The following is a 24,113-nucleotide window of genomic DNA, read 5'->3' on the forward strand; positions in this document are numbered from 1 at the left end:
GTTACCACGCCAGCGCGGTTGCTTCACGGCGCATATCGGCACCGGTACGCAACACGCCATTGGGTAAACGGCGGATAATTTGCAGACTACCAAAATTGGCCACCCAGCTTTCACTCAGTGTGATGTCGTGACCCTGTTCAGTCAGGGAACGGATCACACTGTCAGGCAGGCGTTCATCTAAAGTCACGGCAGTACCGGAGCCAATGCGGTAGCGGGGGGATTCGATGGACAGTTGCGGTGACATATCAAAAACATAGCTGTTGATAAGCGCCTGAGTAATAAACTGTGGTTGTCCTGAACCACCGGGCGTGCCTATGGTCATTTCAAACTTGCCATTGTCATCAGTTACCATGGCAGCCATCAACGTATGGAAAGGTCGCTTACCCGGCGCAATCTGGTTCGGATGTCCGTCTTCCAATGAAAAACCGGCCCCCCGGTTGTGCAGTACAATACCTGTTCCCGGCACCATAAGGTTTGAACCAAAACTGGAGTACAGGCTTTGAACCCAACTCACAGCATTGCCTTTCTCATCCACGACCATCAAAAATACAGTATCGCCGTCTTCGTTCAGTAAGGCTCCTTTATCATCGGGAACAGATAAACCTGAGATATAATCTGCGCTCGCTTTGTCACTGATAAGCGCAGCCCGATTTTTCAGGTAAGCAGGATCGAGTAACCCGTCAACAGGTACGTCAGCATACGCCGGATCTGCCACCCAGCGGTCCCGGTCGGCAAAAGCAATTTTGGTGGTTTCAATTAAATTATGTAACAGCGGGGCTGAATTCTGGCCCATCTCTTTAAGTGGCATGTTGCCGGCCATTGTCAGCATTTGCAAAAGCACAATGCCCTGGGAGTTGGGCTTTACCGTGTGCACGTTTTTACCCTGAAAAGGCATACTCACCGCGGTTGTCCATTCAGGTTTGAAACTGGCAAAATCTGAAGCGCGTAAAGGACTGCCTTCAGCTTCCAGAAACGCTGCCATCTTTTGTCCGAGGTTACCTTCGTACATCACTGAGGCGCCATCTTTCGCTATCGCAGAAAGGCTGCCGGCTAAATCAGGGTTTTTCAGTATTGAACCCGCTTCTAAAGGTGCTCCGGCGGGATAAAACACCGCTTTGCCCGCTTCATTCAGTCGCGGGCCGGCTTTGGCGAGATCTGCAGCTAACGTTGTGCTGACCATAAAGCCGTCCCGTGCCACTTCGATAGCTGGTTGCAGTGCGTCACTCAGACTAATTGTACCGTAACGTTTAAGCGAGGCTTCCCATGAAGCCACGGTACCCGGCACGGTCACTGTGAGCGGACCGGTAAACGGCAGTCTATCGAGACCCTGCGATGTGAAAAATCCGGGTTCTGCCAGTCCTGCGGCTTTGCCTGATGAGTTCAGTGCCGTTATTTCACCGGTTTCAGCGTCATAAAACAAAGCGAAAGTGTCGCCGCCCACGCTGTTCATGTGGGGTCTGACAACCGACAGCATCGCTGCCATTGATACGGCGGCGTCTACGGCATTTCCACCGGCTTTCAGTACGTCGTAGCCTACCTGAGAAGCCAGCGGGTGCTCAGATACCACTGCACCGTGCAGGCCGCCTTTTTCCGGCCGGATTTCCTGTAACACCACGTTCTCTGATGTCTGAATTTCTGTGGTTGCAGCATATGCGGCTGTGGTGAATAAACTGGCCTGAACCATTGCTGATAAAATGACATGCCTGAGATGCAGTCCGCTTCTGATGATTTTCATATTTATGTTCCTGGTAAAACTGTTTTAGGAGAATTCACAATGTTGAGCGGGATTTACCAGCCAACTGCATATGCGGCACGCCGGGGATCAGCGCCGGCCGTCACAGTGCCAAAGGTCTGGTGACGCAGAATTGCCTGAATGCTGCCAAGTGAATATGAGGGCGCCAGAGTGACATCATGCCCCCGCTCTTTGAGGCCTTCGAACTGAGCGACAGGGATGCGGTCTTCAATACGCATGGTAATTTTTGCACCGGCTTTATAGAAATTAGGTTCAGCAAAAATGCTGAATCGCGGTGCTTCAATGGCTTCCTGAACACCCATACCAAAATCCAGCACATTTACCAGCACCTGAAACTGTGTCTGACCAATGGTTTCACCGCCCGGTGTGCCAAGTGCCATCAGAAATTTTCCATCTTTCATGACAATAACCGGGGAGTTATTCAGAATGGGGATCTGGCCTCCGCGTGCGTAGTTAATATCGTCAGGGTAGGGTGACGTGGAGCCGACCCGTGTGCCGTTGTTAAATGTTAAACCTGTAGAGCCTACAACAACGCCCGTTCCGAACGCACCGCCGTGGGTAGGCGTCATTGCAACGACGTTGCCTGCTTTATCCATGACCGAGAAACTTGTGGTACTTCCGGCGAAGGATTTCTCGCGGCTGGCATCTACCAGTAACGGCCCTTCAAGAGAAGCCAGATAAGCTGATGACTGCGCATTCCCCGGCGGTGCACCGTGATCAGGAAATGTCATTGCTTCAGCAGGCTTCAGTAAAGAGACGCGTGAGGCGATATATTCATCAGAGAGTAAACCTTCCAGCGGAATCGTAAATTTGTTCGGGTCGGCCACGAAATGATAAACATCACTTTTCGCCAGCTTAATGGCTTCAGCAAGAATGTGGGTGACGCGGGGGTCATCCGGGGCATATTGACTGAGGTCAAAAGCTTCAACCAGTTTCAGTTGCATGGCGACTTCAAGACCTCCCCGTGAGGTCGGAGTGGAGGTGTAAATATCATAACCACGGTAATTTACATGCACGGGGTTTTCCCATTGTGGTTGATAGGCTGCGAAATCCTCTTCAGTGAATTCACCGCCATTTTGCTGATAAAAACGGGCCATTTCCTTAGCGATATCGCCCTTATAAAAACGGTCAAAAGCGGCCTGAAGTGCTTCAGTTCGGGATTTTCCCTGTGCCAGTGCCGTGGTCTCTGCTGCTGTTACTTTTTTGAATGTGGCGGCAAGATTTTTCATGTAGAACAGTTCGCCCGCTGCAGGCACTTTACCGCCCGGCAACAACATATCCGCACTGGTAGGAATGGTACGGTACAAATTTTCATCGTAACTGATTGCTTTGGAAACCGATGCTTCCAGCGGGTGCCCATGCTCTGCATACTCAATAGCCGGCGCCAGCACTTCAGCAAGGCTCCTGGTGCCGTATTTCTGCAGCATGCTGATCCATCCGCCAAAAAGGCCGGGAACAGCCCCTGCGTGGATCCCTTTATTTAACTGTTCCGGTTCAAGTGAAGCTGCGTCCAGTGCAAGGGGGGCTGCGCCAGTGGCACTAAGCGACCACACTTTATCTGTTGCTGCATCATAGTAGGTAGCAAATCCATTTCCGCCGGCGCCTGACATTTGCGGGCGTACCACATTTAACGTAGCGAGTACCGCAACAGAAGCATCAACCGCATTGCCGCCATCCATGAGAATTTTCAGTCCTGACATGGATGCCAGAGGGTGTCCCGCTGTCACCAGGCCGTTTGGTCCCGGCACTTCCGGACGGTGGATAGTGCGGGAACTGCTCATCTGCAGCGGATAAGCCGCTTCCTGAGCGTTTGCGGGAGTTACGACTGTGCCGGTTAAGCCGATTGCCAGTGAGAGAGTCAAATTACGGATGAGTTGGCGCTTTGGAAAGCGGAATGAAAACAATTTTTGCCTGGCTGTCATGGTTGAAGGTTCCGGTTACCTGGAGAAAATGGCTATAACGTCTGTGCCGGTAATTCCGGAACCACTCAGTGTGAATAAATGTGTGTGTTTGCAGACGGGCGTTATCTGTTCATTCGTTATCAGCACTCAGAAATCACCCGCTATGGATGCAGAAAGACCTTGACCCCGCAGTGGCCTGCATGCAAAAGTTATCAGGTAATCAGAAACTTGCCTGCTTCTGAATAATAATCATTGTCCGTTTTATCCTCTGCCAGTCTCCGTGTACCGGCATACTTTCTTTTCAGGACATATCCGCAACTGTGTTGACGGATTTTCACTTTTTTTCATAAAAAAGTTCCGCTGACCGGGACATCACCGTCTTAGTCATTGTCCGTTATAAACTGAGAAGAAGGCGCTTATGGGAAGAGCCATAGAAAAACACGAACTGGAAGAAGCTGCGCTACCTTGTCAGAAAGCCATCACAGGTCAGAAAGAAATCATTGCTGACTTGTTCAGGCAGCATAATGATACGTTGATCAAGTTTCTCAGAGCCAGGCTTCGCTCCGATGCCGATGCCCACGAAGTGGCTCAGGAAGCTTATGTAAAACTGCTGGATCTCGATAAACCGGATGCAATCAGCTACCTCAAAGCCTATCTATTTAAAATTGCATCTAATCTGGCTATCGACCGTCTGCGATCCAAGCAGCACAACACTGTATTCAAACCACTGACGTTTGTTGAAAGTAATCATCCGTCCGAAGAGCAATATGCGTTAAAAAAAGAACAGCTCAAGCTGATGACCGGATTTATCAATGAATTGCCTCCCAGGTGCCGGAAAGCGTTTTTGCTCAGCCGGTTACACGGGCTGTCATCCGCTGAAATTGCCAGTCTGATGAATATTTCAGACAGGATGGTAAGAAAATACCTTGTCCGCGCCACGGAATATTGCCGTGACAGACTGGACAGCCATCAAGGAGATATTTGAAGTGAATTTTGAAAACAGGACACGTTTTGAGATCGCTACCGAATGGTTTTATGAATTGCAGGACCCGAATATTGCCGTGGAAAAGATTCATGAATGGCAAAAGTGGCTGGCTGAATCGCCCGATAATATTCGCGAATACGAACGGGTTGAAGAGGTACTGAACCTGTCGGGTGATATGGAAGGTTTGGTGTGGCCGGACGACAGAGATTTGCTGGCTGATGATTACGACGGAGAAGAAAAGATAGAAAGCTGGAAAAAACCGGCAAAAAAACACGCCTTCAATCCGTTCAGCGTTTTCAGTCTTGACAAATTATATGACTGGCGGCCGTTTCAGGTATCCACCTTGTCTGTGGTGTATGCCGCACTGTTCTGTATCGCTATCGTCAACCTTACTGATTTCAGCGGTAACTATCCCGTTGACGTTGCTGTTTATGAATCTGCGACCGGGCAAAACCGCGAAGTGCTGCTTGAAGACGGTTCGGTCATCACTCTCGGTGGTCAAAGCCTGGTTTCGGTGGCATACAGCAAGAGCCGCCGTCAGATCGTGCTGGAAAGAGGGGAGGCTTATTTCGATGTGGCAAAAGATGCTGACAGACCATTTTCCGTGGTCACCGGTAACCGTGTTGTTACTGCTGTGGGAACGCAGTTCAATATTTCCAAACAGGCTGAGCGGGTTGTTGTCATTGTGGCTGAGGGCAAAATCAGTATTGCACCGGAGCAGAATGAAATCAAAACCGGTAATACCATTGATGCCTATCTTACGGCAGGGCAGCGGGTTTTTTACGACAAAGAACACCTTTCTGATATTGCGGAGTTTCCTGTGAATGCATCCCTGGCATGGAAAGACGGCAAGCTTCAATACATGGAAGAAAAGCTCATGTATGTGGTTGAAGATATTAACCGTTACTCGAAAATTAAAATCCGTTTCGCCGGTGAGGAAGCCAAGGAGTTTCTTTACTCAGGTACTGTTTTTACCGGCAATCTGGAGCAGTGGGTCGAAGTGCTGCCCCATGCTTTTCCGCTCAGTGTGTCTTATGTCGGTGACTCGGAAATCGTGTTATCTGTACATGCCGGGGCGATATAACGTGACTTTCCCCGCTGTTAACTGGATGCATGACGCGTTTTGCCCTGTTCATCTAAGGGGTACCGGATGAGGAAAAGAAAATTCCGGCTGACAGGTTTACTGCCAGTGTTGTCAGCCGGTCTGATCTGTCACAGCGTTGATGCCGCAGACAGGCGGATTGCCTTTGATATTCCGTCGCAACCTATGAACGCTGCATTGATCGAATTTTCTGAGCAGTCCGGATTACAGGTCGCGGTGAATGCCAGTCTCATCAAAAATATCAAAAGCCGGTCAGTGTCAGGGATGTATGAAAGTGCAGGCGCTATTGAACATTTACTGGGTGAAAATGCACTCACATTCGAAAAAATTGGAGAAGAAACCATTGTCATCAAAAAGGCTTCTTCTGAGGGAAAGTCATCTCTGACGTCCGCTATTAACCGTTCTCAGCGACGGGCGTCAGCAAAAAATGAGCATGATTCAAAAACGACGGGTATTGCCGGCGAAGACGAAAGCCGTGAGGTACAGTTTGAAAGGATTTCTGTTGTCGGTACCGCCATTGCCAGCCATCGTCTGAAGTCCGCTTTGCCTGTTGCTGTTTACGGTACAGATGCGTTTGATGCCACCGGAGTGACTGACGGCAACGAACTGGTCAGAGCGATCCCGCAGATGGGCGATATAACCTGGAATGAGTCATGGATCCCGGGAAGCAGTAACGCAGCGAGGGGAGATACCGCTTCGCTGAATCTGAAAAATCTTGGCGCGTCCAACACGTTATTGCTGATTAACGGCAGGCGTTCCGTGATTCATCCCACTACCTCAACCGTGGACGACAGTATTTCCACTACTACATTTAATACCAATGCCATTCCACTTTACGGTTCGGACAGAGTAGAGATCCTTCTTGACGGTGCTTCGGCGATTTACGGTTCAGATGCCATTGCCGGCGTGGTAAATATTGTTACCCGAAAAAATATTGAAGGTGCGGGATTAAAGATCCGTTATGGCAAAGCAGAGGGCACTGGCCGGACAGACTCAGAACTTACCGGCTTTGCCGGAACGGATTTTGACAACGGAAAGGGAAATGTGTCTTTGATGTTCAATGTAGTCAAAAGAACTCCCCAATATGCCGCCGATCAGTGGTACACCGCAACATCAGACCACCGCAACTTTTTTGCTAACACCGATTTGGAAAATGCCGCTTCTCTGGATGGTCGCAGTGTTTATACCCCTTGGGGAAATTTTGTCGCGCCAACGCAAGTTAGCGCTAACGGTCAGCCATTCACCAGTGCCACCGGCTACTTTCATACAGAGGCCGAAAACAGTAATAACTGTATCGCAGAAGGTTACAGCGGCACATGCTATGCGTCCGGTAGTGCAGCAGGTGACTATTTGTATGACTTTGCCGCTGCAGGTACTTACATTACCCCCGGTGTAGAACGGGTTAATCTTTTTTCCACATTCAACTGGCAATGGCTGCCTGACACGGAAATCTTCGGCGAAATTGCCTTATACAAAGCGGCATCGGATTACGTGACCAGTCACGGTTTTTTTTCAGTGAATACGCCGGTTTATGTGCCTGCTGACGCCTACTATAACCCCCTCGGCGCATTGACTCTCGCTGACGGTACCATTAACCCAAACCGGATAAGCGGGCTGGATAATGTGCCTGATGATGGTGTGCCTGTTGAAATCCGGCAATACCGGTTTACCGGTGGTGGTTTGCGCACTGTTGACGTACATAATACACAATCGCGGTTTCTCGCCGGATTAAAAGGACTGACATCCGCGGGTCTGTCCTGGGAGTCTGCGCTCCTCTATTCAAAAGGCCATGCAGCCGATACGTCAGACGGCTACAGTGTGTCGGCATTTGCTGAAGCCATTTCCGGGCGCAGCAGAGATGCATATAATCCTTTTTCCGGCGGTTTGAATGCTCAGGCGGACAGCTCTGATTTTGCAGTAAAAGCACATCGCAACAGCGTGTCTGAAATTGCGTCATGGGACGTGAAAATAACATCGCCTGATTTGATAAAACTCCCTGCGGGGGAGTTGGGTTTTGCTACCGGTGCTGAGTTTCGCTATGAATCCCTGAAAGACGACAGAGATCCGCTGGTGGACGGAACGCAAACCTATACCGACTGGTATACCGGGTATGAGTACCTCAGTGACCTGGCAGGAACCAGTCCAACACCGGATTCGGCAGGCAGCCGGCAGGTGATGTCAGTCTATGGTGAACTGGCTATGCCGCTTGTTTCCCCTGAATTTGATTTGCCCTTCGTAAACGCTCTGGATCTGCAAATTGCCGGCAGATATGAGCGTTACAGTGATGTCGGGAGTATCGCTACGCCGAAAGTGGCGGCAGTGTGGCAGGTAAATGATTCTTTACTTATCCGTGGTTCGTGGTCTCAGGGATTCAAAGCGCCTAATCTGGAAGTGCTCAATGCCAGTGAAATGGCCAGGTACAACAATCATACCGACTATATTTTCTGTGAGGCGGCTGAGCGTCAACAATATATTGAAAGCTACGCCGGTTGTTCAGCTACTTACGCAGTGACCTGGCATATTGCGGGAAATGAAAACCTGAAGCCGGAGCGCTCGGTAAACCGCACAGCCGGCCTGGTTTACAGAACCCCGGGCATGAACAGTGACAAGGGGAACCTGTCATTTTCAGCTGATATCTGGCAAATCGACATCACCGACAAGGTTGGCGTGGCGCCCGTGGAAGACGTCATTGCCCGTGATTTGTATCTGCGCACTACCATGCAGTCGCAGGATAGCCGCATTGTGCGAAACGATGCGAATAGCGAACAACAAAGCCTTTTTATTAATACCGGTTTGCAGGCGGCAGGACAGATCCTCTTTATCCAGACCGATTATCAAAACCAAAACTCACTGTCAGTAAAAGGCGCCGATTTCGCGATGGACGGCGCATACAAATCATTGGAGTGGGGCGACTTTTCTTTTCATCTGGCCGCATCGAAGCTGATCAGTTATCAGCAGGCACTGACGGCAGAAATGGAAGAAGTGAAGGCCGCACAGGATAACGGACTTATCGACGGGTTTGTTGTAATTGGCAATGGCAATGAAACAGGAGTGAACGGTAAAAAACCTGAATGGAAAGGCCTTGCCAGATTTACATGGCAATTCCGGAAACTGATATGCAGATTATCAGCGCAATATATCCACCATCTTAATGACGGGAGATACGCCGACGGCTCTGATTTTAAAGTGCCTTCGATGACGACATGGAATGCGTCCGTCAAATATACCTTTGATGACAGTCCTGCAGGTGCTGTTGATGCAGAATTAGGGGTACGGAATATGTTCCGTCAATCCCCGCCTCTTAATGCGTCCGGTGATTATCTTGCAAACCTCTACTTACCTTTTTCACGTTACTTTTACGCCAGCGCAGAGGTACGTTTTTGATGCGCTACTTTTTTCATTTACTATTTTTCACAGGATGAACACATGAATATCGCGAAAGGCGCGTTGCTTTGCTGCCTGTTAGTGTCAGCGGGACTGACTCTGCCGGCTGCTGCAACAAGCGGACAATCTGAGAGTATCACCGTGACGGAAGGCACCGCCATGGCTGCCAGTGTGTCTCCTGACGGGCAAACCATCGTGATGGATTTACAGGGCAGTTTATGGACTTTACCGGTTAGTGGCGGAGAAGCCACGCGTATTACCGGCGAATATCAGGATGCAAGGCAACCAGTGTGGATGCCTGACAGCCAAACAATTGTATTTTTCTCTTTTAAAGATGGCGGTTATGATCTCTGGTCGGTAGACAGTAGCGGCGAAAATATGACCGCCCTGACGTGGGGGCCTTATGATGACAGGGAGCCCGCAGTGTCGTCTGACGGGAAATTTGTGGCTTTTGCTTCAGACCGCAAAAACAGCTTTAACAGTTACGACATATACAAGCTGGAGCTTGCTTCCGGTGTCATCACCCAACTGACTGACGATAAGTACGAGAACCGGATGCCAGTGTGGAAATCGACCAGCGATGCGCTGACTTACACAACAATGCGGGAAGGACGCCATTTACTGGTCACCATAGATGCCAAAGGCAATGAAACCATCGAACAGGAAGCGGAACATGCGCTCACTCCTATGCTCTGGGATAGGGGCGAGCTGGTTTATGCCGCTGCAAGTGGCGACAATCAAACCGTGATGAAAAGAGGAAGCAGGGTAATTGCATCCGGTGAAGAAGTATTTGAGTTCAAAGCCAGTCTTTCGGCTTCCGGTGAGGTAACTTACGTTGCCGGCGGTAAGATAAAAACACTGGCCGCTGACGGTGCTGCTTCTGACATTCCGTTTACTGCAAAACTGACCATTTTCACACCGGAATATGCCAAAGCAGAAAGAGATTTTACATCAGACAAGCCGCGCCCTGTTTTAGGGATCATGCGGCCGTCTTTATCTCCGGACGGTAAATACGTCGCTTTCATCGCTGTGGGAGACCTGTATCTCATGAAGATTGGTGAAAAGCCCGTAAACCTTACCCAAGACCACTATATGGAAGCGGATCCTGCCTGGTCTCCTGACGGCAAGTCACTGGTTTATTCTTCAGATCGCGGTGGCGATAAAATGCAGTTGTGGGTACATGACATTGCTACTAATAAATCTGAGCAGCTTACTGAACTGGATACTCAACCCCTCGGGCCGGCATGGTCACCGGACGGGAGTAAAATTGCCTATCTGAGCGTAGATAAAATGTGGGGCGAAGCCAGTCTTGGCATGTATGATCTCGACGCAAAATCCGCTTTTCAGATGAGCCAGACGCTTAAACAACCGGGAAAACCGTCATGGTCTGCTGACAGCAGCCGGATCATGGTCGCTCTGCCTGACCAGTTTTCTGCAAGCTTCCGTGAAGGGACTAACCAGGCCTATATATTTCCGGTAAACGGTGAAAAGCCATACTGGAGTACGCCGGTGGAGAACTTGTCAGTGGATACCAGAGGGGGAGGCGGGCCAGTATGGTCGCCGGACGGAACAAAAATGGCGGGTATCTACGGTGGTGAACTGAATGTGTGGCCTGTTGACGATAAAGGCGAACCTCTGGGCCCGCCAAGAAGTTATACATCGGAAATTGCGCACAATCCCACCTGGTCGGGTGACTCAGCAACTATCCTCTACCAGTCAGATGATAAGTTAAATATGGTGAATCTTTTCACCGGTAACATTGAGACGATACCCTTCGACATGACATACGTGCTGGCAAAGCCGGCAAACAAAAAAGTTATACAAGTCTCTTATGTGTTTGACGGCGAAACGGATACTTTGCAAAAAGACAGGGACATCTTTATCAGCGGCAATACGATCACAGATATTGTCCCCCGCAACAGTAAATCCACATCCGGCTATGAAATTATTGACGGAACAGGCAAATATGCCATGCCCGGTTTGATTGAAAGCCATGTGCATCCGCAGAAAGACTTCGGACAGGGGGCGCACAGAGGTTGGCTGGCTTATGGGATTACAACGCTCAGGGACCCGGGCAACCAGCCTTATCATGGTGTGGAAGATCGTGAGGCCAGTGAAGCCGGTGTGAGAGTAGGCCCGAGAATTTATACCACCGGCCACTTGATGGAATGGCAACGGGTTTACTACAAAATGGGTGTTGCGATTGCCGGGCCGGCGCATCTGGAAAAAGAACTGCAGCGGGCTAAAGCATTAAAGTACGATCTGCTTAAAAGTTACGTCAGACTACCCGATGCCCAGCAAAAACGGGTAACGGATTTTGCCCATGATGAGATGGGCGTGGGAGTGACCACCCATGAGATCTATCCTGCTGCGAAAAGTGGCGTTGACCGCCTTGAACATCTCGGTGCGACAAGCCGCCGCGGGTACAGTCCCAAGCAAATAGGCGGCAGGGCTTATGACGATGCATTGCAACTGATGAACAAGGTAGTCACACCCACCATGTTCGGTTCATTAAATATGCTGATTGCACAGCATCCTGAACTGAAAAAGGATAAAAGGCTGTCGCTTTATCCTTTGTGGACGCAAAAAGGTGTAGAAAACCCGATGACGTTTCCTGCCAGCTACCTTGCCAGCCTGAAAGAGCAGGCGAAAACTCTAAAAACACTCTATGACCGGGGCGCAACCATCACAGCGGGTACAGATCTGGTACTGGCGATGAATCTGCACGGCGAGCTGGGTTTTTATGTGAATGAAGCGGGTTTCACTCCTTATGAAGCACTGAAATCTGCAACCTCGGTACCGGCTGATGTATTGGGTCTCAATGCCGGCAGGATAAAGGCGGGCAGTTTGGCTGATATCATTCTGCTCGACGCTGATCCGCTGGCAGATGTTTACAATGCATCAAAGGTGAACACGGTTATCACCAATGGCCGCGTATATACGCAAGAACAGTTGCTGGATATGACTTATCACGGAGAATAGCCGTGTTTAACCGGTGATGCCGTCCGGCATCACCAGTTTTCTTTCCTGATTTGATATGTTTTAAGGTTCCGCAGAAGTGAGGTTTTCCGTTATAGCAGGAGACATCACTTTTACGGACTACAAAGATGCAAACCTTCATTGCTTCACACCGCCCGGCCTCTCCAAAATTTAACCCTTTCAAAACGCTTATATACTCAATTTGCCTGTGTTTAGCCGTCCTTGCTCCTGTCACGGCTCGTGCTGAAAAACTGACCCTCATCAGGAATGTTAATGTGTGGGACGGCACCAGTGATTCCCTTAAGCAAGGCTACAGTGTGCTGATTACCGGTAATCTTATCACTGCCGTTGAAAAAGCAATCGACACACCACAGGATGCGGTAATTATCGATGGCAAAGGCCAGACGCTGATCCCCGGCTTGTCTGATGCGCATACCCATTTTGCCCAGACCTCGCCGTCAATTACCGGGATGCGCAACGACGAGAACTGGATGTACGTGGGGATCAAATCTGCACTTACGGCTAAACATTTTCTTATGCTGGGCTTCACCACTGTCAGAGATCTCGGCGGTCCCTCTTTTGGAGTAAAGCAGGCTATTGATGAAGGGCTTATTCCCGGTCCGCGTATTTATCCTTCCGGGGCGTTTATATCGCAAACATCCGGCCATGGCGATTTCCGCAATTACAATGAACCTAACCGTGTCATCGCCGGTGGTCCGGTGATGCCAATGGATCAGCAGGACTGGTTTTATCTGGTGGATGGTAAGGCGGAGGTTCGCAAAGCAGCGAGAGAAAACCTGAGAAAAGGTGCGACCCAGCTTAAAGTGATGGCTGGCGGAGGTATCGCTTCTGATTACGATCCTATTCATTCGGTGCAATTTGCGCCGGAAGAAATAAAAGCAGCAGTGGAAGCAGCAAAAGACTGGGACACGTACGTGGCTGTGCATGCGTATACCGAAAAAAGCATCATCCGGGCACTGGAAGCCGGAGTGAAAAGTATTGATCACGGTCAGCTTATTTCAGAAGAAGCGATGAAACTGGTCAAAGAGAAAGATGCCTGGCTGGTGCCGCAAAGCCACTGGGGTTTAAGGTCTGCTCCGGATTTAAGCAAAAAATTATCTGACCGGGAAAAGAAATCGCTCATGGTCAGAGAGGGCATAAACAGAGAAATGATGCTGGCAAAGAAATATAAGGTCAATCTGGCTTATGGCACTGATGTTTTCGGATCTTTAGGAAATGAGAAAAGGGCGCTGAATGAGTTTACGTCAAGGGTGAAATGGTTTACGCCACTGGAAGTGCTAAAACAGGCCACGTCAGAGAATGCCCGCCTGTTTGCCATGTCCGGTAAATTAAATCCCTACACAGAAGGAAAGCTGGGTGTCATTGAGCCCGGAGCTTACGCAGATATTCTGATTTACAGTGGCAACCCGTTAATTGATGAGCAGGTTGTTGTGAATTACAGCCAGAATCTTAAGTTCATTATGAAAGATGGTGAAATATTTAAGAACGTTCTGGACGACTAAGTGTTGCCGCTTAAATGTTAAAATTAAACTTTTTCGTAACAAATGGCGGCATTTCGTGAGTTTTAGTGTTTTTTAAAAGAAGTTGGTTCCGTTAATTCAAAGTGGTTCGTCTTAATGAGTGAAGTGTGAATCCCGCAATATCACACACAGATAAGACAATAAAATCATTCAACGGGAACTAATCATGCAGATACAGGAACTCAGAGGTTTCAGAAAGCTGGCACTGTCAACAGCGATAATTTCAGCGATGAGCGTACAGGCTTATGCTCAGGAAACACCGGCCGGCGACGGGCAGGAGAAAATTGCTGAAGAGCAGCGGATGGAAAAAATAGCTGTTGTAGGTTCCAAGATCGGCAGTGAAAGAACGGAGGCAGCATTACCGGTTGCGGTTATCGGGCAGGAAGCCATCGAAGCACTTGGCTCTGTAGACGGTAACGAACTGATAAGAAGTATGCCTCAAATGGGGGATATTACCTGGAACGAATCTTTTATTCCGGGAAGCAGTAACGCTGCCCGCGGCGACATGGGCTCGATGAACCTGAAAGGGATGGGGGCGTCAAATACCTTGCTGCTGGTCAACGGACGTCGTTCTGTTATTCACCCTACAACCGCTACGGTTGACGGCAGTGTGTCGACAACCACATTTAACTCCAACGCCATCCCCATGTATGGCCTGGATCGCATTGAAATCTTACTCGACGGTGCCGCAGCGATTTATGGTTCAGACGCTATCGCAGGGGTTGTGAACGTTGTTACGAAAGATAATTTGCAGGGCGGGGCCGTTAAACTGAAATATGGTCAGGCGCAGGGCTCTAATCGTTCGGATCTGGATTTAACCGGTTACTACGGCACAGATATCGACGACGGCAAAGGTAATTTCTCGTTGATGTTTAATGCCTTTCACAGAACGGCACAGAAAGCTTCCGATATGTGGTTTACTGAAACTTCTGACCGGCGGGATTTCCTGCCGGGCACCGATCTCGCCGGCACTGCTGCGCTGGACGGCCGCAGTTCTTACACGCCGTGGGGTAATTATCTGGCTCCCTATCAGATTTATCAAAATGGCGAAGCGATCACCACAGCTTCTGGTTATTTTCACTCAGAACTCGCCTCATCCTCTGACTGTCTGACAGAAGGCAGCACCAGTGAAACCTGTTATGCCTCCGGCACTGTTCCCACAGATTACCGGTCAGACAGTGCACGTGAAAACAGTTATGTCACACCTCAGGTCACACGGATGAACCTGTTCTCAACCTTTAATTACTTTATTAATCCTGATCTTGAATTCTTCGGCGAAGCCGGGATCTATGCTGCTGAAAGTAAATACATGAGCGGACCGTCTGTGTTTTCAAGTTCTCAGGTGGTTTATATTCCTGCCAACGCGTATTACAACCCGCTTGGCGCAACGTACCTGGAAGATGGCACACTGAATCCCAACCGTATTGCCGGCCTGGATAAAGTGCCGGAAGAAGGTCTCGATTTACGCATTCTGGCTTACCGGTTCACCGACATCGGCAATATGGAAGTTAATGTGGAGAATCGTCAGTACCGCCTGCTTTCCGGTTTAAGAGGATGGTTTGGCAGCAACTTCGAGTGGGAATCTGCCGTTCTTTATTCGCAGGGTAAAGCCCGGGATGAATCTGAAGTGATCAATGTAAATGATATGGTGACTGCGATTTCAGGCACAACAGCAGATGCCTACAACATTTTCTCCGGCGGTAACACTTCCCACGTGAACTACGGCCACAGCGGATTTAACAGCGAAGAAGTCATTAACTCATTTATCGATATCTCTGTACGGGAGAGCACCTCTCAACTGGCATCCTGGGATTTTAAAATCAATAACTCTGAACTGATGAGTTTACCAGCAGGAGATCTCGGGTTTGCCGCCGGTATAGAAGTGCGTTACGAATCATTGAAAGATGACCGCGATCCTCTGGTTGATGGCACAGACCCTTATGTTAACTGGTATACCGGCGAGTCCTTCAACAGTAATCTTGGGGGCTCAAGCCCTACGCCGGATTCTTACGGAAGCCGTAATGTAAAATCGGCCTATGTTGAACTGGCGGTTCCCATTGTCGGGCCTGATTTTGGTATTCCGCTTATGCAAACCCTTGATATGCAGTTAGCCGGACGCTACGAGAGCTATAGCGACGTAGGCGATATTTCTACCCCTAAAATTGCGCTGGCCTGGGGCGTCGATGAAAACCTCACTCTGCGGGGTTCGTGGTCAGAAGGGTTTAAAGCACCGAACCTGGAAGTACTGAACGCTTCTGAAATGGCGAGATACAACACCCGTACTGACTACATTTACTGCGAAGCTGCGCTGAGACAAGGTGCCATCGAAAATTACTCTGCCTGTACTGACAGCTATGCGGTGACCTGGCATATGGCAGGTAACAGTGAACTGAAACCGGAAACATCAACAAACCAGTCATTTGGTTTCCAGTTAATTCCGCAGTTCCTGCCAGAAGACTGGGGGAACTTCCGTGTCACACTGGATTTCTGGGAAATTCAACTGGATGACCAAATCGGTGTCGCCCACTCTCAGGACGTATTGATTTACGATCTTTACTTACGCACCGTTGAAGGCACATCTGATCCGCGGATAATCCGTGCTGACCCGACGCTGGACGATGTAGCCCGCTTCGAGGGGACAGGGCTGGATCCTGTCGGCGAAGTGCTTTACATGAATACCAACTACTCCAACCTGAACTCATTGAAAGCTAAAGGGATGGACTTTACGTTTGACTGGCGAAGTGTGGCGACAGACTTTGGCCGGTTTAACCTGAACTTCAGTGCTTCCCAGCTGCGCAGCTTCCAGCAGGAACTGACACCGCAAATGCAAACAGCCAAAGCAGCACAGGAAGCGGGTTTGCTGGACCCTTTCATCTCAATTACATCCTCTGATGAAGTGGGTCAGGACGGCATGAAGCCTGAGTGGCGGGCAACCACACGTTTTAGCTGGAATTACGAAGATTTTGCATACCGTATTTCAGCTATTTACACCGACAGTGTGGTAGATGGCCGTTACGCCAACGGTGATGATTTCGTTGTACCATCAACAACGTTGTGGAATACGTCGTTCCAGTACGAGCTGGATGAATCGACCTTTGGCGGATTTATCGTGGAAGCCGGTGTGAAAAACCTGTTTGATAAAAATCCGCCGTTAAACTCATCGGGCAATTATCTGGCTAACCTGTATCTGCCTTACAAACGTTATTTCTATGCCAGTATCGAAAAGCAGTTTTGATTACGCTGCCTTATAAGGTGTTGTAAACTCAAGACCTTCAACCGGGGAGTCAGTCCCCGGTTTGTTCCTGTCGCGTAAAAGTTACACAATTTCCACTGTTCATCATTAATGCAGCCGTCGTTTTATTACCTGATTCTTTTCTTTAATGTTTTTTAACACATTGTAAGTATTAGCTTTAATGACCCCCTCAGATAGGGCTGTCCGCTATTTCCCCATTTGGCATTTACCATGCATCTCTTAAATATGCACTGTGTAAGCAGCGTACTTTATGTTCAGTCAGCGGAGGTCATTATGACGATCAATCAGTTACCAGCTACAGCACTTGAAGAGCTTGAGGCCAGAAGACGGGCTGAAGAGCGGGGCGTGAGTGAGTCGTCGTCAGTTGTCTCTCCGGCTGAGCGGGCTGAAGAGGTCCGGGACAGTGAGCGCGAGGCGGATGAACGTCAGCAGGAAATACGCCGCGAAGAGCGATTGGAGCAGGAGTATCGTCAGGAAGCGCTGCAGGAGGAACGTCAGCGTGAAGCATTCAGGCGCGAAGAGCGTACGGCAGTGATTGAAGAACGTCAGCTCCGGCGGGAAGAGGACCGGGAAGCGTTATTGCGTGAAATAGAAGCCCGTCGTGAAGAAAGAAGGCAGGAAGCGTTGCTTCAGGAAGAGCGCCAGGCCTCATTGCAGGAAGAACAGGTTCAACTCAGAGAGCAACGTTTACAGCTGCAGCAACAGTCGCAGACGCGGCAACAGGAAGCGTCAGAGCAAGCTGATGAGCCGGCATCACAGGAAGAAATTAACGAAACGATTCAGTTGCTCCGTGCCGAGGTGGCCGTGCTGCGTCAGTTGCAGAACATCCGCGACAATGAGCAGGTTTCGCGAGACTTACAGGAAGCTTCACAGGCGCTTGAACAGCAAACCGGCAGGGCGGCTAACCAGCTACAGACTGGAGCCAACCGGCTGGGAAATTTCATTGATTCGGTGAGCTGATTAATTTAAGCGGGCATCAGGGATACCGCAGGAAGTGAATACATTCTGCGATATCCAAATTGTCAGGCCCCGGCAATTTAATTAAGACTTACGCATCCGCTTGCTTTGTGCAGCGCGTTTTTCGTTACGCTTTTCTTTTCTGTCGTGTTTATCAGGGGTCGCTGAGCCATCTTTAAAGCGTTGTTTTCGGGCGGCTTTCTTCGCCGCTTTTTTCGCTTCGGCTTCTGCGATTTCTATCTTCTCTTTTTCCAGCATAGCGGGCGTTTCGAGTGTGATCCGGCCCAGTTTTCCGGCTTGTAATTCGGTGAGGAGTATCTCGCAGATCTTATGCAGGTTCACACGGCCACCTGTCATGATTGCACCACGCTTGCGGGCGGCATCTTCGAGAAATTCAATCTCTGTATCCGCTATTTCATCCAGCTTAAAGCGGTCTTTCAGTACGTCCGGATAAGCTTTGATCAGATAGTCGGCGGCATAAAAGCCCACGTCATCAAACTCCATTGCGGTGTTCTTAACTGCGCCGGATGCAGCCAGCCGGTAAATGGAATTCGGGTTTTCCTGCTTAGGCCACAGTACTCCCGGGGTATCGAACAGAATAATGCCGCTGCCCAGATTGATCCGTTGCTGGGTTTTGGTTACCGCCGGTTCATTACCGGTTTTAGCAATCACTCTGTCAGCCAGAATATTTATCAGCGTCGATTTACCCACATTAGGGATACCGGTGATCATGGCGTGAATGGCTTTTCCGGGGCCGGCTTTCTGAGGAAACATGTCTTTCAGCATACTCAAAATGTGCTTAGTGTTTCCCGGCTCTCCCGTGTTGGTGGTGATGGTGCGCACGCCCCGTTCACTTTCAAGGTAAGCCTGCCATTCCGCCGTCAGTTCAGGATCGGCCAGATCGAACTTATTGAGGATTTTCAGGCAGGGCTTATCGCCACGAATTTTAGCGATTTCGGGATTTTCGCTGGAGTAGGGGATGCGGGCATCCAGTACTTCAATCAGCACATCAACCTGAGATAAGGTTTCTTTTATTTCTTTCAGGGCCTTGTGCATGTGCCCCGGGAACCAGTGTAACGCCACGATATTCTTTCATTCAGCCGGATTTGGCCGTAGTTTACTTCATTTCTGTACGAAATGCGGCGTTATTCGCAGGGCATCAGAAGGGGCGGGACGGGAACAGCCCGTGAATGGTCAGATAAATGATTGCTCGCGGTAAGTCCCTGTGGTCTGTACCACGAACAATGAATGCACAAAGCGGTGCGGATCAGAAATACGCTTTCTTTACCGAGTCATGAATGACAATAAGTGCAGCCTGTATATCGTCTATCAGTTGATGCAGCGCTTCCTGTTTCAGATCTCTGGTTTCAAGCTCCATGAGCATGGCGGATATTTCTTTTACCTTGCTGCTGATGTCCTGCGGTTCAGGTAGTTCCGACAGACATTTTTCCACCTGGCCCAGAGAATGGTTAATGCTACGGGGAAAGGACTTCCGCTTTAACAGGAATTCCAGAATATCAGCCCGCTGAACCCGTAAGCGCATTTCCTGCCGGTATACCTGATAGGCCGATAAAGACTTCAGTACACCCATCCACTGAATGTTTTCAAACGCAGAGTGTTCTTCTGACACTTCAGGGAGCAATGACGCTGACCGTACATCGATGATCCGTGTGGTCATATCACAACGTTCAAGATGCCTGCCAAGTCGCAGGAAGGCATAAGCCTGATCGCGGTTCATGGTGCCGCCGACAAGACCGGTGATTGCCTGGTTACCTTTTATTATTTTGTTTAAACAGGTGAAACGGTGACGACGGGTCAGCACGCTCTGGCTGTCAGCCTTCGCCTGCAAATGCACGTTATTGATTTCTTCCCAGGCTTCAGACGGGATGATTTCCCGTACAATGCGGGCATTTTCCCGTGCTTCTGCCAGCGAATTAATGATAGACCCGGGATTACTGGTGTCGGTTACCATAAAACGGATAACACTTTTTTCATCAGCCGTTTCATAGTTTGCATAGAAACTCTCGCGGATGGAAAGCATATCCACAATCGGCTCCCAGCCCAGGGTGACACTACGGGGTAAATCCAGTAACAGGTGAGTATTTACCTGAATCAGGCGCGCAGTATTCTCAGCCCGTTCAAGATAACGGGCCATCCAGTAAAGATGATTGGCAACACGTGACAGCATCTTATTCGTCCTCCATGTCAACAATCCAGGTATCTTTACTTCCTCCGCCCTGGGAGGAGTTCACCACAGTAGAGCCTTTTCGCATTGCTACCCGGGTCAAACCGCCTGTGGTAACAGAAATATCACTGCCGGATAAAATAAACGGACGCAAATCAAGGTGCCTTGCTTCGGCTTTATTATCGATTAAAGTGGGCGCTGTAGACAGCAACAGCATAGGTTGTGCAACATAATTGCGGGGGTCGCGGCGAATGAGCCTGACAAACTTTTCCCGTTCCGCTTTGGTTGCATGGGGCCCGATTAACATGCCATAACCGCCGGATTCGTTTGCGGGCTTAACCACCATCTCATCAATATGTTCGATGACGTAGTCACGCTCATCTTTGTTAATGCATTTGTAAGTAGGCACGTTTGGCAGCAGGGGTTCTTCATCCAGATAAAAGCGGATGATGTCAGGCACAAAAGCATAAACCACTTTGTCGTCTGCCACACCGGCGCCGGGCGCATTCGCCAGCCCCACATTGCCAGCCTTCCAGGCGCGCATCAGCCCCGGCACACCAAGCATGGAGTCTTCACGGAATACTTCAGGGTCGAGAAACGCATCGTCGATACGGCGGTAAATGACATCTACCCTGGCCAGCCCTTCTACTGTGCGCATATAAACGATATCGTCATCGCCCACTACAAGATCGCTGCCCACCACCAGTTCTGCACCCATTTGCTGGGCCAGATAGGCGTGCTCAAAATACGCAGAATTATAGATACCGGGGGTGAGTACAACGATTTCCGGTTGCTTCGTCTTTCGGGGAGAAAGCTGGCACAGCATGTCGTAAAGTTCTGACGGATAATCGTCTACCGGCAGGATGTTGTACTTTTCAAACATGTCAGGAAAAACCCGTTTCATAACATGACGGTTTTCCAGCATATAAGAGACGCCGGAAGGGACCCGCAGGTTATCTTCCAGCACGTAAACGGTGCCGTGCTGATCGCGGACTAAATCTGAGCCGCAAATATGTGCCCACACGCCGTGTTTAGGTTTAACGCCAAGGCATTCCGGAAGGAAGTTCTTTGACTGGGTAAGAATGTCTTCGGGAACGATACCGGCATCAAGAATTTTCTGCTCGTTATACAAATCGTCGATAAACATATTCAGCGCTTTTACCCGCTGCTTCAGGCCAAGCTCAATTTGTGACCATTCTTTTTTATCGATAATGCGGGGAATAATATCGAATGGCCAGGCCCGGTCGATGGAGCCTTCTTCCTCGGTATAAACGGTAAAGGTGATCCCCATCACGTGGATTGCCGTGCTGGCGGCCACCTTATATTCCTCGATATCTTTGTCGGATAAGTCTCTTAAATAAGAGCACAATGATTTTGCTGCCTCTCTTGGCTTATTACGGCCTTGAATCAGCTCGTCATAAAACGGGCCGGTAGCATAATTTCCCCATCTGATTGCCATGGCCTGATCCTTCATTTTTTTGTGTTTTATTTATACTCATCTAATCGTGTTTCTGACCAAAAATCAATCGCTAATATGTCAATTTAGTGACAAGATTTTGATTGCGTATCTTGCGCCGGGCATGCATGCTTAGCCCCATGCTATATTGTGTTTTATCACTTTTTAGAAAGGTGAATTGTGACTTATTGTCTTGCTATAAAAGTAAACAAAGGACTTGTGTTTGCTTCTGATTCCCGCACCAATGCGGGTGTGGACTACATTGCGACGTACAGCAAAATGTGGCGTTTTTGCTGGCCCGGCGAACGTTCTATTGTGTTACTGACGTCCGGAAGTCTGGCAACGTCTCAGGCGGTGGTGAATGCCATCAAGCGTGATCTGGAAAATCCGGAATCGAAATTTAATCTTCGCGCCGGAAAACATCTTCATGAACTGGCAGACTACGTTGGCAAGCTGAGTCAGGCAGAGCAAAAGCAACATGCCGAAGCCATGGAAAGATCAGGCAGCAGTAATGAGTCTAATTTTATCATTGGCGGTCAAATCGCCGGTCAGCCTCACGAAATTTTTCTGATTTACCCGCAGGGGAATTACATTTCTGCGTCAGACGATACGCCGTACCTGCAAATAGGTGAGAACAAGTATGGCAAGCCCATTCTGGACCGAATTTTATCCGGTGCCACGTCGCTTGAGGATGCTGCCCGCTGTGCCATCGTATCGCTGGATTCCACCATCCGCAGTAATATTTCGGTAGGGCCGCCGGTGGAGCTGGCTATGCTGACAGCAAATCAGGTGGAAGCGCCGTATCATCAAACGTTTACCCTGAACAGCCCCATGTATAAATCCATGCAAAAGCAATGGACTCAGGGGCTGAAGCGCACGTTCAACCGCTTACCCCGTTTTGAATGGGAAAAGAAAGCGGAAACAGGGTCTGCGCAAAAGTAATCTTAAAGCCGCTGATGCAATAAGTCGTGTATGAACGACAACTTCTCAAGCGCCGGGTAGGATATGACAAACGGATACGCGTCATCCTGCCCCATGCTGCGGTTCAGGGCATTTAACACTGTGGTCAGCCTGCACCAGTCTTCAAATATTCGCTGGAAATCCGTTTCACTCGCACGCCGGTAGGTTTCTGCCAGCGGGTTACCCAGGCGGTTCTGCAAAATATTGATGCTGTATTCGGTAGCAGTTTCCAGCGTATCCACAATGTGCAGATAGTGCGCCCAGCTCTCAGCCCAGTCTTCCCAGGGATGCATGCTGGCATAGGCGCTTATCCATGACGACTGCCAGTCCTGAACCGGCCCGTTGGCGTAATAGATCTGCATTGATTTGGTGTAATCCTGTCGTTCATCGCCGAACAGGCTTCTGAATTTTTCCAGATGAGGGGAGTTCTGGATCAGTGTATCCCAATAATAATGCCCGGACTCATGACGGAAATGACCGATAAGTGTCCGGTAGCGCTCATTCATCTGTTCACGCATTTTAAGACGTGAAGCGTCTTCAGCCTCTTTCAGGTTTAAGGTGATAACGCCGTTACAATGCCCGGTGATGACCGTTGATTTTACTGTAAGCTCTTCGCCATATTCGTCTTCCTCCGTTTCATCCTCAAGAAAGCGGAAGCGAAGTTCGTTTGCGTTTTCCACACCGTGTTTCCACACGTCCAGCCCCAGTTTACTTAAGGTGTAAATTAACTGGCGCTTGGCCTGCTCCATACGGAACCATAATGACAGGTTGTCCGGCTTGGAGAGATCCGGAATGGTCTCAGTTAACCGGCAGGACTCGCACAGCGAATGGTCCTCTTCTGCGGGAATCAGCCAGTTACATACCTGATACTCACTGAAGTTGGTACAGGGACGGTACGCTTTACCGTTAAGACAACTTATCCAGTGACCGTTGTCATCAATTTCACAGGCAGATAACGTCATTTCCTGACTGATGAAGCCCACCGGCCGCTGGCAGGACAAACAAGTTGAGTTGGCGAAATACAGAGTGTTGCCACATTCGCACTGGCAGTTCTTCACGGTTAAACCTGACTAAACGAGCTGTATAAAATGTATAGCATGTTTACGCGAATAAAGATTGCGCGGCTATGAAATAAATCCTGTTTGAGACAGATTAAATGTAAACGTAGATCAACGGGTCTTCAGGGGCCATGAACTGACGGTTATGACTGTGCACGACGGCTTTACATTTTTCACCGTTCATCACACAGCACACACCGTTAAGCGGCAGGCTCTGTTGCTTGAGCCACTGCGGTTGAAAAGACATCAGCGGTTGTCCGGCTTTGACTTTCTCACCGGCTTTTACCAGACGCATGCAACGCTCGCCCATCAGAGAGTGTCCTGCCGGCAGGAGGTTAATGTGCAGTCTGAGGCCGTGACGGGTTTTAATGATAACCGCATAGCCGGTTTCGGGAATACTTTCTATCAGGCAGTCTGCCGGTGCGTACAAAGTATGCCCGGCGTAGGTAAATGCCAGTGCCGGGCCCCACATACCGGCAGCATAAAGCGGTGCATTAATTGACGCTAACTCTGTACGGGTGCCGTTAAGCGGCGCACGCAAAATAATTTCGCGGTTGAACGAGGCCGGTTTTTCTGAAGTAAAATTCATGCAGGGAAGC

15 protein-coding genes are annotated in these 24,113 nt (G+C 49.5%); 8 read left to right on the plus strand and 7 right to left on the minus strand.

The annotated features are described in order from the left end of the window. Position 1: 1 nt before the first annotated feature. Positions 2 to 1,735 carry a gamma-glutamyltransferase gene (ggt, locus tag ACXAGR_RS15780; RefSeq protein WP_474851215.1) on the minus strand — a complete coding sequence of 578 codons (1,734 nt, stop codon included), beginning with the start codon at positions 1,733 to 1,735 and terminating at the stop codon, positions 2 to 4. Positions 1,736 to 1,788: 53 nt separating this feature from the next. Continuing rightward, positions 1,789 to 3,675 (minus strand): gamma-glutamyltransferase family protein, encoded by a 1,887-nt coding sequence (locus ACXAGR_RS15785; protein WP_474851216.1) that lies wholly within the window; start codon positions 3,673 to 3,675, stop codon positions 1,789 to 1,791. Positions 3,676 to 4,072: 397 nt separating this feature from the next. Between ACXAGR_RS15785 and ACXAGR_RS15790 the strand changes: the two genes are divergently transcribed. The 7 genes from ACXAGR_RS15790 (at position 4,073) to ACXAGR_RS15820 (ending at position 17,858) form a co-directional block, all read left to right on the plus strand. Beyond that, positions 4,073 to 4,639, plus strand: coding sequence for an RNA polymerase sigma factor (locus ACXAGR_RS15790; protein ID WP_474844465.1), 567 nt, complete (start codon positions 4,073 to 4,075; stop codon positions 4,637 to 4,639). Beyond that, entirely contained in the window at positions 4,605 to 5,723 is a 1,119-nt protein-coding gene (locus ACXAGR_RS15795; RefSeq protein WP_474851217.1) for a FecR family protein, read from the plus strand. Before ACXAGR_RS15790 ends, ACXAGR_RS15795 begins: the two co-directional genes overlap by 35 nt. 66 nt (positions 5,724 to 5,789) lie before the next feature. Next, entirely contained in the window at positions 5,790 to 9,125 is a 3,336-nt protein-coding gene (locus ACXAGR_RS15800; RefSeq protein ID WP_474851218.1) for a TonB-dependent receptor domain-containing protein, read from the plus strand. A 42-nt stretch (positions 9,126 to 9,167) separates the two neighbouring features. Next, on the plus strand, positions 9,168 to 12,107 hold the full coding sequence (locus tag ACXAGR_RS15805) for an amidohydrolase family protein (RefSeq protein WP_474851219.1): 2,940 nt from the start codon (positions 9,168 to 9,170) through the stop codon (positions 12,105 to 12,107). 272 nt (positions 12,108 to 12,379) lie between these two features. Then, positions 12,380 to 13,627 carry a metal-dependent hydrolase family protein gene (locus ACXAGR_RS15810; protein ID WP_474851220.1) on the plus strand — a complete coding sequence of 416 codons (1,248 nt, stop codon included), beginning with the start codon at positions 12,380 to 12,382 and terminating at the stop codon, positions 13,625 to 13,627. A gap of 184 nt (positions 13,628 to 13,811) precedes the next feature. Next, positions 13,812 to 16,880, plus strand: a complete 3,069-nt coding sequence (locus tag ACXAGR_RS15815) for a TonB-dependent receptor plug domain-containing protein (protein ID WP_474851221.1) — start codon at positions 13,812 to 13,814, stop codon at positions 16,878 to 16,880. A gap of 291 nt (positions 16,881 to 17,171) precedes the next feature. After that, positions 17,172 to 17,858 carry a hypothetical protein gene (locus tag ACXAGR_RS15820; protein WP_474851222.1) on the plus strand — a complete coding sequence of 229 codons (687 nt, stop codon included), beginning with the start codon at positions 17,172 to 17,174 and terminating at the stop codon, positions 17,856 to 17,858. Between the two features lie 81 nt (positions 17,859 to 17,939). Here ACXAGR_RS15820 and ylqF read toward each other — a convergent pair whose 3' ends face one another. The 3 genes from ylqF to ACXAGR_RS15835 all read right to left on the minus strand — a co-directional run bounded on the left by ylqF (position 17,940) and on the right by ACXAGR_RS15835 (position 21,499). Then, positions 17,940 to 18,938 (minus strand): ribosome biogenesis GTPase YlqF, encoded by a 999-nt coding sequence (gene ylqF / locus ACXAGR_RS15825; protein ID WP_303574093.1) that lies wholly within the window; start codon positions 18,936 to 18,938, stop codon positions 17,940 to 17,942. A gap of 184 nt (positions 18,939 to 19,122) precedes the next feature. Then, positions 19,123 to 20,043 (minus strand): alpha-E domain-containing protein, encoded by a 921-nt coding sequence (locus ACXAGR_RS15830; RefSeq protein WP_474851223.1) that lies wholly within the window; start codon positions 20,041 to 20,043, stop codon positions 19,123 to 19,125. A 1-nt stretch (position 20,044) separates the two neighbouring features. After that, complete coding sequence (locus ACXAGR_RS15835) at positions 20,045 to 21,499, minus strand: circularly permuted type 2 ATP-grasp protein (RefSeq protein WP_119501705.1); 1,455 nt, start codon at positions 21,497 to 21,499, stop codon at positions 20,045 to 20,047. Between the two features lie 177 nt (positions 21,500 to 21,676). Here ACXAGR_RS15835 and ACXAGR_RS15840 point away from each other — a divergent pair, with 177 nt between their 5' ends. Then, the gene (locus tag ACXAGR_RS15840; RefSeq protein WP_474844454.1) at positions 21,677 to 22,438 is read left to right on the plus strand and encodes a proteasome-type protease; all 762 of its coding nucleotides are present in this window, start codon (positions 21,677 to 21,679) and stop codon (positions 22,436 to 22,438) included. A gap of 2 nt (positions 22,439 to 22,440) precedes the next feature. On the opposite strand, the gene ACXAGR_RS15845 is transcribed toward ACXAGR_RS15840, so the two are convergent. Both ACXAGR_RS15845 and ACXAGR_RS15850 read right to left on the minus strand, forming a co-directional pair. Then, positions 22,441 to 23,514: a zinc-binding metallopeptidase family protein gene (locus ACXAGR_RS15845; protein ID WP_474851224.1), complete on the minus strand. Its 1,074-nt coding sequence runs from the start codon at positions 23,512 to 23,514 to the stop codon at positions 22,441 to 22,443. A gap of 94 nt (positions 23,515 to 23,608) precedes the next feature. After that, entirely contained in the window at positions 23,609 to 24,103 is a 495-nt protein-coding gene (locus tag ACXAGR_RS15850) for a PTS glucose transporter subunit IIA (RefSeq protein ID WP_474844452.1), read from the minus strand. Positions 24,104 to 24,113 lie beyond the last annotated feature (10 nt).

The organism is Alteromonas sp. ABH4_457, from assembly GCF_056160625.1.